Raw genomic sequence first — 14,201 nt, 5'->3', positions numbered from 1 at the left:
GCAAAAGGCGCAGGAGGCGCCCCACCCCCGCTAAGGGGTTCGGGACGCATCCTGCGCCTTCAGGTAGAAGAGCTACTCGGCGGTCTTCTTCGCCGCGGTCTTACGAGTGGTCGTCTTCTTCGCGGTAGTAGACTTCGCCGCAGTCTTGCGGGTAGTCGTCTTCTTAGCGGTAGTGGTCTTCTTCGCAGCGGTCTTACGCTTGACCGGACCCTTCGCACGCTTGTCAGCAAGCAACTGCACCGCACGCTCGTGGGTCAGCGACTCGACCGACTCCGCACGCGGAACCGTAATGTTCGTAATACCGTCGGTGATGTACGGGCCAAAGCGGCCGTCCTTCACCACGATCTTCTTCTCGCTGACCGGGTCCACGCCCAGCTCAGCCAGCGGAGGCTTAGCCGCCGCACGACCGCGCTGCTTCGGCTGAGAGTAAATCTCCAGCGCCTGCTCCAGCGTAATCGTGAAAATCTCGTCCTCGCTGCCAATCGAGCGGGAGTCCGTGCCCTTCTTCAGGTACGGGCCAAAGCGGCCGTTCTGCACGGTGATTTCCACGCCCTCAGCGTCGGTACCGAGCACGCGCGGCAGGCTCATCAGCTGCAGTGCCTGCTCAAGGGTCACGGTCGCCAGGTCCATGGACTTGAACAGGGACGCGGTGCGCGGCTTGGCGGGCTTGGGCTTCTTCTTCGGCTTGGGCTTGCCGTTCTTGTAGTATTCGGTCGGCTGCGCGTCCAGGTATGCCTGAATCTGCTCCTCGGTCATCTCTTCGATGACTTCGGTGACGTAGGGGCTGTAGCGGCCGTCGCGTGCCACGATCTGGTTGCCGGAGACCGGGTCAACGCCAAGCACGCGGCCGTCGGACTTGCCCTGTTCGAGCAGTTCTCGTGCCTTCGCTTCGGTCAGTTCGTCCGGTGCCAGGTCGGCGGGTACATTCGCGCGGATCGGTTCGGTCAGCTCGCCGGTCTCGGTGTCGAGGGTTCCTTCGGCTTCCAGGTAGGGGCCGAACTTGCCCACGCGCAGCACAATGCCGTCCGCAATCGGGATGGAGTTGATGCTGCGGGCGTCAATCTCGCCGAGGTTGTCGACGATGGGCTTCAGGCCGCGCTTGGAGCCGCCGCCGAAGTAGAACTCGCCCAGCCATTCGACGCGGGATTCTTCGCCGCGTGCGATGCGGTCGAGGTCTTCTTCCATCTGCGCGGTGAACTCGTAGTTCACGTAGGGGCCGAAGCTGGATTCAAGCAGGCGCACCACGGAGAACGCGATCCAGGACGGAATCAGCGAACCAGAACGAACGTTCACGTATCCGCGGTCCATGATGGTCGAAATAACCGCCGCGTAGGTGGACGGGCGGCCAATGCCCAGCTCGTCCAGGGTCTTCACGAGGGACGCCTCGGTGTAGCGCGGAGGCGGCAGAGTCTCGTGGCCGGCGGGTTCAATCGCCTCGGCGGTCAGTGCCTCGCCGGTGGTCAGGTTCGGCAGGCGCTTCTCAGCGTCCTTCGCCTCACGCTCAGCCACGCGGGATGCGTCAACGCCCTCCTCGTAGGCGGCGAGGAAGCCGCGGAAGGTGATGACGGTACCGGATGCAGCAAACTCGGCGTCCTGGCCGTTAGATGCCACGGCGCCCAGGCGCACGGAGGCGGTGGAACCGGTCGCGTCAGCCATCTGGGAGGCGACGGTACGCTTCCAAATCAGCTCGTAGAGGCGGAACTCGTCGTTGGACAGAGAGCCGCGCACGGCGTCCGGGGTGCGGAAGGTGTCACCCGCGGGGCGGATTGCTTCGTGGGCTTCCTGTGCGTTCTTGCTCTTGGAGGTGTACACGCGCGGTGCGGAGGGCACGAATTCTGCGCCGTACAGCTCGGATGCCTGGCGACGTGCGGCGGAGATTGCCTGCTCGCTCAGTGCCACCGAGTCGGTACGCATGTAGGTGATGTAACCGTTTTCGTAGAGGCGCTGCGCCACCTGCATGGTCACGCGGGAGGAGAAACGCAGCTTACGTGCGGCTTCCTGCTGCAGGGTGGAAGTGGTGAACGGCGCTGCCGGGCGGCGCTTGTACGGCTTGGTCTCAACGGAGCGTACGGAGAACGCGGCGGACTGCAGGGCTGCGGCGAGCGCGCGGGCGGCTTCCTCATTCAGGTGGGTGACCTTGGAGGTGTTGAGGGTGCCGTTGTCGGCGAAGTCCTTGCCGGTGGCGATGCGGTTACCGTCTACGGCGACCAGCTTGGCGTCGAAGCCTTCGGAGGCTGCGGTCAGGAAGCGTCCGGTCAGGTCCCAGTAGTTGGCGGCGACGAATGCCATGCGTTCGCGTTCGCGTTCAACGACGAGGCGGGTTGCGACGGACTGCACGCGACCTGCGGAGAGGCCGCGGCCGACCTTGCGCCAGAGTACGGGGGAAATTTCGTAACCGTAGATGCGGTCGAGGATGCGGCGGGTTTCCTGCGCGTCGACCAGGTGCAGGTCGATATCGCGCAGTTCGCCGAAGGCACGCTGAATGGCTTCCCGGGTGATTTCGGGGAAGGTCATGCGGTAGACGGGTACCTTGGGCTTGAGGACTTCCTTCAGGTGCCATGCGATGGCTTCACCTTCGCGGTCACCATCGGTTGCCAGGTAGAGCGCGTCTACTTCTTTGAGCTTGCGCTTGAGTTCGGCGACCTTTTTCTTTTTGTCGGGATTGACCACGTAGTAGGGTTCGAAGTTCTCTTCAACGTTGACAGCGAACTTGCCGACGGGGCTCTTTTTGAGGTTTTCGGGCAGTTCGGAGGGCTGCGGAAGGTCGCGGATATGGCCCATGGATGAGTCGACGAGGTAGTCCTCGCCGAGGTAGCTGCTAATGGTTTTGACCTTGGAGGGAGACTCCACAATCAGCAGGGCTTTTCCGGTCTTTGCCTGAGCGGGCACGGCACTCCTCTATCTGTGTGTTGAAAAGCTACGTATTCAACCATAACCTACGCTGGCCCTTGTGGGCGCCGACAGGGTGTGGTGTACGTGGGGTGAGGTGATCGGTGGGGGTGTAGTTTATGTTGGGTTGATGTGGTGCGCTCGGTGCGTTTCATGCGGCGAGCGCGCGGTGACCCGGCACTGGGCGAGCTGGCACGGTTCTAGTTGATGAGGACCGGGCGTGTTGAGCTTGCACGAGTGCGCAGGGTACTCGGTACATCATACGGTACCGGAGCGGTGGTGTGTGCACGGTGGTGTGCACGGGTGCTGGGGCGCACCGCACCCGCTCACCTGCGTTTCTAGCTGGTGAGGGTATCAGAGTCGGGGTGGGTGCCGTCCAGGTATGCGGGTAGCAGCGGGTATTCGCGGCCGTACACGGTCTGCGGCGCAATGCGCACCCACTGCATTTCGTGGGTTTCGGAGTCGGGCAGGTCGAAGGTGCGCACGATCTGCGGGGTCATTTCCGGCGGCAGCCAGTGGGCGATACCGACCACGATGACGGAGCGGATGCCGTCTTCGAGGGTTTCGTCGATTTCGAAGGCGACGCGGCGGCTGACCACTACGGAGGAGAACTTGTTGCCGCGGGTGGTGCGGATGTAGATTTCCTGCTTGTCGTCTTGGCTGGCGACGGCGTAGAGCACGGGCAGCACATCGACGTGCTGTCCGTCAGTGAGGATGAGGCGGCCGAGAGTGTTTGCGTGCAGACGCTCCCAGCACTTGTCGACGCTGATACTTTCATCGGGGTACAGGTTACTCATGGTTTCAGTGTATGCGATGGGGTGGGCGCTCTTGCGCAGATGACGGTTTTGGTCAGTGGGTGGGTCGGGGCTGTGTCATTGCGCTGCCGCCTATACGCGGTGGGCGCGCCCGGGCAGATGCGGCGGGTGCGTAGAATGGTGTGCATGACTATTTCTGCCGCCTCTTTCGCTCCCGAGTACGCCGCCGTTGCGGATGCTCCCCGCAGCGATGATTACGCCCGCCTGACCCGCATCCGTGAACGCCTGTTGGCGTTGAACTACAGCTATGACGCTGTGCAGGAGCTGCTCGGTGTTGAGGCGGCTGAGGCGATGGCTCGCGACCAAGTAGTTCCGGGCCTGTGGCGTGTGGAGCACATTCTGCGCGACGATTACAGTGTGGGTGAGAAGAACCTGGCGCGTCTGCTGGCGTTTTTCCTGCTGGCTCGCCCGCTCACCGAGGCGGAGGCCGCAGAGGTCTTCGGCGAGACCCTGCAGGACTTCGCGGACGCCGCGCTGATTGAGCGCGACGCTGCGGATTCTACCCGCTGGTCCGCGAGCGTTGACCTGCGTCCGCACGCCGCCGATGACGGCACCGAAATCTTTGTTGCCGCCGACCTGGGTGCGCATCAGCGCCCCGGCGTGCTCCGTAAGGATCACGTGCTCGGCATTGGCCACGCCTCCCTGACTCTGGCGCAGATTACCGAGCGCACCCCCGTCAAGCGTGCCCTGGATGTGGGCACAGGCTGCGGTATTCAGACCTTCCACCTGCTCGCCCACGCCGAGCACGTGACCGCTACCGACATTTCGGAGCGTGCCCTGGCGTTCACCCGTTTTAACCTGCTGCTGAACGCGCAGGCGCTCAACATTGACCCGCAGAACCCGCAGGCGCGCGTGAGCCTGCGTGAGGGTTCCCTGTTGGAGCCGGTCGCCGGTGAGCTTTTCGACCTGGTGGTGTCGAACCCGCCGTTCGTGATTACCCCGCGTGTTGCTGGTGAGAGCGCCGAGGAGCAGTTCACCTACCGCGACGGTGGTCTGCCCGGTGACGAAATTGTGAGCACGATGGTGCGTCAGCTGCCGTCGGTGCTGGTGCCCGGTGGTCGCGCGCAGATGCTGGGTAACTGGGAGATTATTCGCGATTCGGCAGACCCGGATGCACCGCGCCCGTGGGATGAGCGCCCGCGCACCTGGGTTGCCGACGGCGGCGCGGAGGCGTGGTTTATTCAGCGTGAGTCGCTGACCCCCGCCTCCTACGCGGAGACCTGGTTGAAGGATGCGAGCGAGAACCGCGACCGTAGCCACTACGAACAGACCTACGTGGCGTACCTGAACGACTTCGCTTCCCGGAACGTTCATTCTATTGGTTTCGGCATGATTTGGCTGCGCCGCCCGACCGAGGCGACCGCGGCAGGTGTGACCGAGCCCCTGCAGCGTTTCGAGGAGATCACCTACCCGATTCAGCAGCCCATCGCCCGCGCCCTCACCGAGTCCGTGCGCCGCTACGACCGCCTCGCCGCCATGGACGATGAGGCGCTCCTTACCTCGCACCTGGAAGTCGCCGAGGACGTCACCGAGGAACGCCACGGCCGCCCCGGCGCCGAGCATCCCAGCGTCATTTTGTTGCGTGCCGGTTCGGGCCTGTGTCGCACCCAGCTGCTCTCCACCGAGACGGCGGGTTTTGCGTCGGCGAGCGATGGTGAGCTTGCCGTGGGTCAGATTGTGGCGGCTCTTGCCATGTTACTCTCCTGGCCCGAATACGATGAGGCTGCCGCCGCGGCGCGCGGTACGCAGGAGCAGCATCCGCGCGACACCCTGCTGCATGCGGTGCGTGAGCTGGTGCTCAAGAGCTTTCTGCACTTTAGCGACGAGCACGCGGGCGCAACGTCGGCTGACGAGAGCACTGCAGAAGTGCAGGGCTAAGCGTGCGCATTTGGTCCCTTCACCCCTGCCTGCTCGATCGGCGCGCCCTGGTCGCCTGCTGGCGTGAAACCCTGCTGGCGCAGAAGGTGCTGCGGGGTCTGACTCGCGGGTACACGAACCATCCGCAGCTGATTCGTTTTCGCGCGCATCCGCAGCCGCTGGAGGCGGTTGCCACCTACCTGTCCGGGCTGGCGGCGTGTGCGCATCCGCTCTTTGAGGTGGTTCCGGGCGCTATTGAGCCCTGGGAAAAGACGAAAGATTTTTAAGAACGTGAGCATAGTAATGCCCCGGCGGAACCCTTGCGGGTGCCTGCCGGGGCATTGCTGTATGTACGGGCTCAGCTATATGGGAGCAAGCATCTCAGCGCGTTACAGAGCGCTGGAAACAGCATGGCACGGGGTCTTTACCCAAGGACCTTCACCTCAGGACTTTTACTTGGTGGCCAGCGCGGGCTTAATTTCCTTCACGATTGCCTCCAGCATCTTCAGGTTGAAGTCCACGTCCAGCTGCAGTCGACCCGCCGCAATGAGATCGGCCATGACGGCAAGTTCAGCCATGTAGAGCGGGTTTTCGTAGCGCATGTCTGGGTTGCAGTACTGGCTCTTCATCGTCGGGTGACGGGTTAGTCGTCCTCGTCTTCGAGGTCCTCTAGCACTTCGAACGGCGACTCGACGTCGCCGCGCCAGGCCTCCAGGCCTTCGCGCACCGCGAGCACCGCCACGACCAGCGCCGCGACCGAGTCAGCCCACCACCAGCCGAACAGGCTGTCGAGGACGAGGCCGATGAACACTGCACCGGAGAGGTAGATACACAGGATGAGCTGCTTGGCGTCGGCCATCACGCTCTTGGAGCCCAGCTCCCGCCCGGTGCGGACCTCAATCCACGCCAGCAGAGGCATGACGACCAGGCTCAGCGCGGTGATACCGAGACCCAGCGGGCTGCGGTCGGGGCCCTCCTGGCCGACCAGGGCCAGCACCGCGTCGATCGAGACGTAGGCCGCCAGCGCGAAGAACGCGATGCCGATGGCCTTGACGGTGACCGTTTCCCACCGCTCAGGGTCCTTGCGGGTGAACTGCCAGGTGATGGCCGCGGCCGAGAGTACCTCGACAACCGAGTCGAGCCCAAAGCCAATGAGCGCCGCAGACGAGGCGAGGACGCCTGCCCAGACTGCGACGATTGCCTCGATTACGTTGTACGTGATCGTGAAGCCGACGATGAAGCGGACGCGCCGGTGCAGCATCGCGCGGCGCGCGGCGGTCAGGGTCTCGCTCATGCTCCCGCCGCCGTTCCACAGCAGCCCGACACCGAGCATACCGGGTCGATGCACGGCGCTGCCTCGTCCACCGCGAGCGTGACGTCGATCAGGGACGTCAGCGCCGCGGCGAGGTGCGGGTCGGCGATCTCGTAGCGCGTCTGGCGGCCCTCGGGCTCGGCAACGACGATTCCGCAATCGCGCAGGCAGGTCAGGTGGTTGGACACGTTCGAGCGGGTCAGCTCCAGCTCGCGCGAGAGCACGGCTGGATAGCTCGGGCCGCTGAGGAGGGTCATCAGAATCCGGGAACGTGTCGGGTCGGCCATGGCGCGGCCGAGCCGGTTCATAACGTCGAGGTGTGAAGCAATAGTCAGCATACGATGACTATACAGTGATAACTGACCAATTGTCCACTTGCGCGGACTGCCGCACGTGCTCCGCACCCTTGCCCTCGGGAGGCGGCAGAGTTCGCGCTCATCAGCGACCACCGCCCATCACGGAAGCGACGGCGGCACGCTGGCGCGAAACTCTGCTAGCGCAGAAGGTTCTGCGGAATCTTCACCTCAGGGTCTTTACTTGGTGGTCAGCGCGGGCTTGACCTCCTTCACGATTGCATCAAGCATCTTCAGGTTGAAGTCCACGCCCAGCTGGTTCGGAATGGTCAGCAGCAGAGTGTCCGCCGCCTGGACCGCCTCATCACGGGCGAGCTCTTCGGCAATGTCCGCCGGATCGCCAATGTAGCTGCGACCAAAGCGGGAGAAGCTGTTGTCAATAATGCCGGTGTAATCCTGCGAGTCCTCCGCGGCGCGGCGACCGAAGTAGCGTGCCGAGGTTTCGTCGATAACGGGCAGCACCGAGCGGGACACCGAAACACGCGGAACACCCGAATTACCCGCCTTTACCCACTCGGAGCGGAAGAGGCGAATCTGCTGCGCCTGCTGCTGATCGAAGGGAATGCCCATATCTTCCAGCATCAGGGTTGAAGACATGAGATTCAGACCCTTCTGCGCGGTCCACACGGCGGTGCTATCGGTGCCCGCGCCCCACCAGATGCGCTCGCGCAGACCCGGCGACTGCGGCTGGACGGGGGCGTACTTGCCCGCCACACGGGCACTGGGCGCCATACCCTCACCCTCGATTGCCTTGAGGAAAATGTCGAGGTGGCGGCGCGCCATATCGCTCTCGTTTTCGCCTTCTGCCGGGTAGTAGCCGAAGCTCTCAAAGCCGCGAATAACGGATTCGGGCGAGCCGCGGGAGACACCGAGCTGCAGTCGGCCCGCCGCAATGAGGTCTGCCATGGCGGCAAGTTCAGCCATGTAGAGCGGGTTTTCGTAGCGCATGTCAATCACGCCGGTGCCGAGCTCGATGCGTTCGGTCTTGGCGGCGATTGCGGAGAGCAGCGGGTAGGGGGTTGCCTGCTGCTGGTCGAAGTGGTGCACACGGAAGAACGCACCGTCCAGCCCGATGTCTTCGGCACCTACGGCAAGGTCGATTGCCTGGTGCAGAGATTCTGCCGCGGAGGGCACGCGGGAGCCGGGAACCTCAGCCCAGTGGCCGAAGGAGAGGAAGCCGAGCTTCTTCTCCTCACCGCGCATGGGTTCGAGGTGACTGATGCGGATGGATTCGTCGAGCTGCGGGGTGCTGGGGTTAGTGGGGGTGCTCATTGTTTTTCCTTAGCGAGTTGCGCCCGGGTTCGTGTAGTGCCGGGCTGGTGGTTTAAATCTAAACCAAAATACTTTACATGTCAAGTATTTTGTTTCGGGGTATTACGCACAGAGCACCGCTCCCCTTTCGCCGCACACACCACCCGCACGCCTCACCCGCCCGCACGCCCCACCCACCCGGGGCACACATACCGCCACAAAATGCTGGCACAAAATACAGCCGAAAAGGGCACAGAAAAGCCCGGCGGCACGAACACATCGCACCACCGGGCCCTTCTATTCAACAGCTAAAACTGCAACTATAACCGGCAGAAACAAACTGCCCTAGGAACGCTTTACCAGCGGAACCCACAGCTCCATACGGTAATCAGCCGCCTGCATATCGCCGCGACCGTACACCTCAAGGCCACCCACCGGGCGGTACTGCGGATTCTTCGCGAAGAACGCCTCCTCAAAGCTCGCAAAGCCAGCCGGAATGGACTCCGAAATCGGGCCGGTCACCTCAACCACCGCATAGGTGCTAGCAGGTAGTTCCAGCACACCCAGACCAAGCTTCGCCGCGCTCGCCGGCTCCGACACCAGGAAGCCCGCCGTGTAGCGGACCTGGCCCTTCGGGTTCGGCTGAGTGCACACGCCCAGGTACTGGGTCACCTTCAGAACATCCAGCATCGCCGGGGACGCCTTCTGATTCAGCTCATCCCACAGCGAGGAGAAGTCGCCGTCCAGGGGGAACACCTGCGAAACGCCGGCAACGACCATCGCCGGGTGCTCCTCAATGCGAGGTTCAGAAATCTGAACCGCGCCGCCCTTAGCGGCTGCCATTAGGCGTTCGCCTCAGCTGCTTCGCGGTCCACCGAGCACTCGGGCACGCAGTGGCACTTCGCGTCATCAGCAGCGCACTCGGGGCAGAGCAGAACCAGCTCGCGGCAGGAATCGTTGGAGCAGTTCTCGAACTTGTTCGAGGGGGCGCCGCACTGTTCGCACTTGCCGATGGTGACGGTGTCCGGGGTGAACTCCATGTGCATGCGCTTGTCGAAGACGTAGAGCGAGCCTTCCCACAGTTCCTTATCGCCGTACTTCTCGCCGTAGCGCACGATGCCGCCGTCGATCTGGTAGATCTCCTTGAAGCCGCGGTTCTTCATGAGTGCGGAGAGAATCTCGCAGCGAATACCACCGGTACAGTAGGTGACGACCGGCTTGTCCTTAATGTGGTCGTACTTGCCGGACTCAATCTCGCGGATGAAGTCGTGGGTGGTGCGCACGTCGGGAACGATAGCGTTCTTGAACTTGCCGATCTTCGCCTCGAATGCGTTACGGCCGTCAAAGAAGACCACTTCGTCGCCGCGCTCTTCAACAAGCTTGTTGACCTCTTCAGGCTTCAGGTGCACGCCGCCGCCAACGACGCCGTTCTCGTCCACCTGCAGCTCGTCGGGAGCACCGAAAGCCACAATCTCGTCGCGTGCCTTCACGGATAGACGGGGGAAGTCCTCCGCGCCACCCTCGGACCACTTGAACTCCATGTTCTTGAAGCCGGGGTACTTGCGGGTTTCCTTGGTGTACGCCTTGACCGCGTTGATTTCGCCGCCGAGGGTGCCGTTAATGCCGTGCTTGGAAATGAGGATGCGCCCACGCAGGCCGAGCTTCTCGCAGAGGGCACGCTGCCAGAGCATGACCGCCTGCGGATCGGCGATGGGGGCGAACTGGTAATACAGAATAATCTTATTTTGAGCCACGAAACTATTTTATCGTCATATACGTCTAAAGCATGCAAATTTTTTGATATGTGCGCGCTGACTACGGGGTTGGCGGCACAGAAGCGGTTCTGGGACGGGGTTGGGACAGGCACGGTGCGCAGATTCAGGACGATACATGACCGGCGGCAGGTCGGGGTGTAGCCCGCCGCTCTACAATGGAACCCATGCCGCACAGCACCTCCTCGCAGAACGCCAACCAGCACCGCGAACAGCAGCCCACGCACCAGCACGAGCAGGGGCAGTCTGCGGCGCGCTCAAAAACGCTACGCTACCGCAAGCTACCCGCGAGCGCACAGCAGGTGCTGGTATCCCTGTTACCTGAGGCGGCACGCACCGGAACGCTGCCCGAGCAGGTGACCCATATTCACACCATTGCCGCCAGGGAGGCGAGCTACGCGCCGTGGCCGCAGTGGTTGCATCCGCGCGTGGTGGAGGCCTTTGAATCGCTCGGTATTGCCGAGCCCTACGCCCACCAGGTGCAGGCGGCAGACGCCGCCCACGCGGGTCTTGATGCGGCGCTGGCGGCGAGTGCAGCACGCTACGGCTGGCAGGCGGGGCGGATTGAGGCCGAGCGGGTTGAAGCTGAGCGTCATGAGGCTGGGCGCATTGAAGCACCGACTCCCGCGCATGCCGAAGGCGCGAAGAGTGCCGGCAGCGGCGGGCACGTGATTGTGGCGACTGGTACCGCCTCGGGCAAGACCCTGAGCTACCTGATGCCCACCCTGGACGCTATTTATCGTGCATCGTGCGGCGAGCCGGTGAGCTCAACTTCCGCGTATTCCGGGGCAGAAAACCTCAATAATAGAGCGAACGTTCTCTACATTTCCCCGGCGAAAGCACTCTCCGCCGACCAGCTCACCGCCCTCACCTCCTACAACCTGCCCGGACTCCACGCGGCAAGCTACGACGGCGACACCCCAACCGGCGAACGCCGCTGGATCCGCGAACACGCCAACTTCATCCTCACCACCCCGGACATGCTCAACTACTCAATCCTGAGCAACCACCGGCAGTGGGCATCCTTCCTGCGCGGGCTGCGCTACGTGGTGCTCGACGAGGCACACAGCTACCGCGGCGTTTTCGGCGCGCACATCGCCAACCTGCTGCGTCGCCTGCGCCGCGTCTGCGCACTCTACCGCACCGTGCCCGTGTTCTACGGCGCCTCCGCAACCAGTTCCAACCCGGTCGAGTCTTTCTCCAAGCTCATTGGCGTGCCGCAGCAGGCGGTCACCGCCATTACCGAGTCCACCTCCGCACGCGGTGAAACCACCGTCGCGCTCTGGGAGCCTGAATTCATGCCGCCCAAGGCGCACGATCAGCTCGCCAAGGGCGCCCGCAGCACCCAGCAGCAGGCGGTCCAGTCGAAGGCTGAGCAGGAGGCGCCGCGCCGCGTCTCCCCCGTGGAGCAGGGCGCGCAAATGCTCACCGACCTGGTGCTCTCCCGCACCCGCTCCCTGGTTTTCGCCGGTTCACGCCGCAGCGTAGAAATCCTCTCGCAGAAGACTCAACGCTACCTCGACGAGGTGGAGGCGGGCCTTTCCCACCGCGTCGCCGCATACCGCGCCGGGTACACCCCCGAAGAGCGCCGCGAACTCGAACGCAAACTCCGCAACGGCGAACTGCTCGGTCTGGCGAGCACCTCCGCGCTGGAGCTGGGCATCGACATCTCCGGACTGGACGCCGTACTCGTGGCGGGCTGGCCGGGTACCCGCGCCTCCTTCATGCAGCGCGTGGGCCGCGCGGGTCGAAGCGGTCAGGACGCGCTCGCCGTGCTCATTGCCGACGACAACCCGCTCGACACCTACCTGGTGCACCACCCGGAGGCGATTTTCGGGCAGGAGGTTGAGGCGACCGTATTCGACCCGACGAACCCGTACGTGCTCTCACCGCAGCTGTGCGCCGCCGCGCAGGAGGCACCCATCCGCGCCGAAGAGCTGAGCCTCTTCGGACCGCATACCGCCGCGCTGCTGGATCGGCTGGTGCAGCAGGGGTACCTGCGTCGCCGCCCGGACGGCTGGTACTGGACGCACGCCGAATCAGCCGCCGACCTGGTCGATATCCGCGGCACCGGTGGCGGCCCCTACCAGCTCATCGACGCCGAAGACGGCACCCTGGTTGGCACCATGGACGCCGCGCACGCCATGAGCCAGGGGCACCCCGGCGCGATTTATATTCACCAGAACGCGCAGTACGTGGTCGAGTCCCTCAGCGAGGGCGAGCGCGTGATTCTGCTCAGCCGCGTCTACCCGGACTACTACACGCGCGCCGTTGAGAGCACCGAGGTGCGTATTCTGACAGAGCGTGCGCGGGTTAGTTACGGTGCGCAAAACGCTGTTGGGGAAGCGGTTCCCGCCGAGACTGCTCCTGGAGCGTCTGTTCCCGTCGAGAGTGCTTCTGGAGAACAGCAGCTCGCCCCGCTCACCATGCACCGCGGGCAGGTTCAGGTCACCGACCAGGTCACCGGGTACCGGCGCTTCTCCGTCTACGGCGGCGAATACCTGGGCGAAGAGGCACAACCCATGCCACCGGAAGTACTCATGACCGAGGCGGTCTGGTTCACCTTCGAACCCAGCTACCTGTTCGGCGCGGGCGTGACCGAAGAGGACGGCCCCGGCACCCTGCACGCCGCCGAGCACGCCGCCATCGGGCTGCTGCCGCTCATCGCCACCAGCGACCGCTGGGACTTGGGCGGGCTCTCCACGCTACTTCATGTGGACACCGGAAGGCCCACCATTTTCGTCTACGACGCCGCACCCGGCGGCGCGGGCATTAGCGAGCGCGGCTTCAACGCGGTTGCGCAGTGGCTGAGCGCCACCCTCGAAGCCATCGAAAGCTGCGGATGCGACAACGGTTGCCCCTCCTGCGTGCACTCGCCCAAGTGCGGCAACCGCAACGAGCCACTCAGCAAGCAGGGCGCGCGGGCGCTACTGCAGGCAATGTTGCGGAGTATGGCGGAGGCGTAGAACGCGCTGGGATGACAACTCCCGGCGAGCACAGATAGCCTAGTCGGCTGGGTTTTCCGGCTCAGGAGGTTCGGGCACCGAGTCCTGTCCAGCTTCCAGTTCCTCCTCCAGCTCGGCGACCTCATCGGGGCTCAGCTCCTCCGCGTTGCCCGCCGCGTCATGCTCTTCTTCGGCATACTCTTCTTCAGGGTGCTCAGCCCCGGCGCGGGCACGCACCCTCGCCGGGCCCAGCATCCCCATGGGCCCTGCGACGGGGACGGCGACCGTCACCTCCACCGTTTCAGGGCGGTCCGGAAACGTACAGGATTCCAGGTGTGCCCCGTGGCGTTCGGCAAGATCCGCCGCGACCGCGCACGGGTCGCCTTCGGTGAGCCCGCGGTAGGCGTCCGCCGCCGCGAGCGCACTCAAATCGGCGGCTGCGGACGCCCTGCGGTTCGCGGACACCACCCCGATGAGCCCGGCAATCACCACGGTCACCACCAGTAGCGCGGCAATAATGGTGAGGGCGAGGACGGTGCCGCTACCCTCTTCGGGGCGTTGCTTCTCGGAGGTTGCTTTCGGGGCGGGGCACCTATCGGCTCTATTCACCCTCATGCCCCGCACCGTTTTCAGCATTGTTTTTGCCGCCGCTTTCAACGCGGGCGTGGGCGTCCGCCCGCAGCATCCAGCCGGTTGCCGAGCCGATCACACCGGGGGCGGGGCGACTCACCCGCACGTGCACTTCCTGAGCGCGCCCCGCCTCTGTCACGGCTGCATCATCAGGAGAAACAGAAATCTGCACGCTCTGCGCCGGGTCGATGCGGCTGACGGCGGAGCGAATCTGCGCCTCGGAATCTCCGCGGGCGGCGGATCGCGCGGCCGTTCGCGCGGACTCCTCTACTTTCAGCTGTGCAACGCCCGTGGAGGCGGCACCCAGGCAGAGGGCGAGCACCACCGTGACAGCGGGTAGGGCGACCGCAAATTCGGCGGTAATCACGCCCTCTTCT

The 14,201-nt window shown here is 64.1% G+C and carries 12 protein-coding genes and 1 pseudogene; 3 read left to right on the top strand and 10 right to left on the bottom strand.

Features of this window, described 5'->3' with window-relative positions:
• Window positions 1-72: 72 nt before the first annotated feature.
• Window positions 73-2,889: a type I DNA topoisomerase gene (topA, locus tag HMPREF2884_RS01010; protein WP_070614887.1), complete on the bottom strand. Its 2,817-nt coding sequence runs from the start codon at window positions 2,887-2,889 to the stop codon at window positions 73-75.
• 338 nt (window positions 2,890-3,227) lie between these two features.
• Window positions 3,228-3,686, bottom strand: coding sequence for a pyridoxamine 5'-phosphate oxidase family protein (locus HMPREF2884_RS01005; protein WP_044145909.1), 459 nt, complete (start codon window positions 3,684-3,686; stop codon window positions 3,228-3,230).
• Between the two features lie 144 nt (window positions 3,687-3,830).
• Here HMPREF2884_RS01005 and HMPREF2884_RS01000 point away from each other — a divergent pair, with 144 nt between their 5' ends.
• Complete coding sequence (locus HMPREF2884_RS01000; protein WP_246827903.1) at window positions 3,831-5,582, top strand: DUF7059 domain-containing protein; 1,752 nt, start codon at window positions 3,831-3,833, stop codon at window positions 5,580-5,582.
• Between the two features lie 2 nt (window positions 5,583-5,584).
• Window positions 5,585-5,848: a pyrimidine dimer DNA glycosylase/endonuclease V gene (locus HMPREF2884_RS00995; protein ID WP_049357223.1), complete on the top strand. Its 264-nt coding sequence runs from the start codon at window positions 5,585-5,587 to the stop codon at window positions 5,846-5,848.
• A gap of 231 nt (window positions 5,849-6,079) precedes the next feature.
• On the opposite strand, the pseudogene HMPREF2884_RS09325 reads toward HMPREF2884_RS00995, so the two are convergent.
• From HMPREF2884_RS09325 to HMPREF2884_RS00965, 6 genes and pseudogenes are all read right to left on the bottom strand, one after another.
• Window positions 6,080-6,166 (bottom strand): annotated as a pseudogene (locus tag HMPREF2884_RS09325) (luciferase); the annotation flags it as partial.
• A gap of 38 nt (window positions 6,167-6,204) precedes the next feature.
• Window positions 6,205-6,855 carry a cation diffusion facilitator family transporter gene (locus HMPREF2884_RS00985; protein ID WP_070614881.1) on the bottom strand — a complete coding sequence of 217 codons (651 nt, stop codon included), beginning with the start codon at window positions 6,853-6,855 and terminating at the stop codon, window positions 6,205-6,207.
• On the bottom strand, window positions 6,852-7,211 hold the full coding sequence (locus HMPREF2884_RS00980) for a Cd(II)/Pb(II)-sensing metalloregulatory transcriptional regulator CmtR (protein WP_070614879.1): 360 nt from the start codon (window positions 7,209-7,211) through the stop codon (window positions 6,852-6,854). Before HMPREF2884_RS00980 ends, HMPREF2884_RS00985 begins: the two co-directional genes overlap by 4 nt.
• A gap of 195 nt (window positions 7,212-7,406) precedes the next feature.
• Window positions 7,407-8,498, bottom strand: coding sequence for an LLM class flavin-dependent oxidoreductase (locus HMPREF2884_RS00975; RefSeq protein WP_070614877.1), 1,092 nt, complete (start codon window positions 8,496-8,498; stop codon window positions 7,407-7,409).
• A 324-nt stretch (window positions 8,499-8,822) separates the two neighbouring features.
• Entirely contained in the window at window positions 8,823-9,320 is a 498-nt protein-coding gene (locus tag HMPREF2884_RS00970) for a GyrI-like domain-containing protein (protein ID WP_005508270.1), read from the bottom strand.
• Window positions 9,320-10,231 (bottom strand): oxygen-dependent tRNA uridine(34) hydroxylase TrhO, encoded by a 912-nt coding sequence (locus tag HMPREF2884_RS00965; RefSeq protein ID WP_070614875.1) that lies wholly within the window; start codon window positions 10,229-10,231, stop codon window positions 9,320-9,322. Before HMPREF2884_RS00965 ends, HMPREF2884_RS00970 begins: the two co-directional genes overlap by 1 nt.
• A gap of 176 nt (window positions 10,232-10,407) precedes the next feature.
• Between HMPREF2884_RS00965 and HMPREF2884_RS00960 the strand changes: the two genes are divergently transcribed.
• Complete coding sequence (locus tag HMPREF2884_RS00960; RefSeq protein WP_070614873.1) at window positions 10,408-13,215, top strand: DEAD/DEAH box helicase; 2,808 nt, start codon at window positions 10,408-10,410, stop codon at window positions 13,213-13,215.
• 39 nt (window positions 13,216-13,254) lie between these two features.
• Here HMPREF2884_RS00960 and HMPREF2884_RS00955 read toward each other — a convergent pair whose 3' ends face one another.
• Together HMPREF2884_RS00955 and HMPREF2884_RS00950 are read right to left on the bottom strand one after the other, a co-directional pair.
• Window positions 13,255-13,809 (bottom strand): Rv3654c family TadE-like protein, encoded by a 555-nt coding sequence (locus HMPREF2884_RS00955; protein WP_141753485.1) that lies wholly within the window; start codon window positions 13,807-13,809, stop codon window positions 13,255-13,257.
• A complete protein-coding gene (locus HMPREF2884_RS00950; protein WP_246827902.1) occupies window positions 13,796-14,191 on the bottom strand; it encodes a TadE family type IV pilus minor pilin in 396 nt (131 codons plus the stop codon). The genes HMPREF2884_RS00955 and HMPREF2884_RS00950 overlap by 14 nt, the downstream gene beginning before the upstream one ends.
• Between the last annotated feature and the right edge of the window lie 10 nt (window positions 14,192-14,201).

The sequence above is a fragment of the Rothia sp. HMSC073B08 genome, assembly GCF_001812975.1.
Taxonomy (GTDB): Bacteria; Actinomycetota; Actinomycetes; order Actinomycetales; family Micrococcaceae; genus Rothia; species Rothia mucilaginosa.
This window is presented reverse-complemented; position numbering and strand designations above follow the sequence as displayed.

Excerpts from the sequence above, each read along its gene's own strand:
- HMPREF2884_RS01005 (WP_044145909.1), bottom strand. The coding sequence starts at position 3,686 with ATGAGTAACCTGTACCCCGATGAAAGTATCAGCGTCGACAAGTGCTGG.
- HMPREF2884_RS01000 (WP_246827903.1), top strand. The coding sequence starts at position 3,831 with ATGACTATTTCTGCCGCCTCTTTCGCTCCCGAGTACGCCGCCGTTGCG.
- HMPREF2884_RS00985 (WP_070614881.1), bottom strand. The coding sequence starts at position 6,855 with ATGAGCGAGACCCTGACCGCCGCGCGCCGCGCGATGCTGCACCGGCGC.
- HMPREF2884_RS00980 (WP_070614879.1), bottom strand. The coding sequence starts at position 7,211 with ATGCTGACTATTGCTTCACACCTCGACGTTATGAACCGGCTCGGCCGC.
- HMPREF2884_RS00975 (WP_070614877.1), bottom strand. The coding sequence starts at position 8,498 with ATGAGCACCCCCACTAACCCCAGCACCCCGCAGCTCGACGAATCCATC.
- HMPREF2884_RS00970 (WP_005508270.1), bottom strand. The coding sequence starts at position 9,320 with ATGGCAGCCGCTAAGGGCGGCGCGGTTCAGATTTCTGAACCTCGCATT.
- HMPREF2884_RS00960 (WP_070614873.1), top strand. The coding sequence starts at position 10,408 with ATGGAACCCATGCCGCACAGCACCTCCTCGCAGAACGCCAACCAGCAC.
- HMPREF2884_RS00955 (WP_141753485.1), bottom strand. The coding sequence starts at position 13,809 with ATGAGGGTGAATAGAGCCGATAGGTGCCCCGCCCCGAAAGCAACCTCC.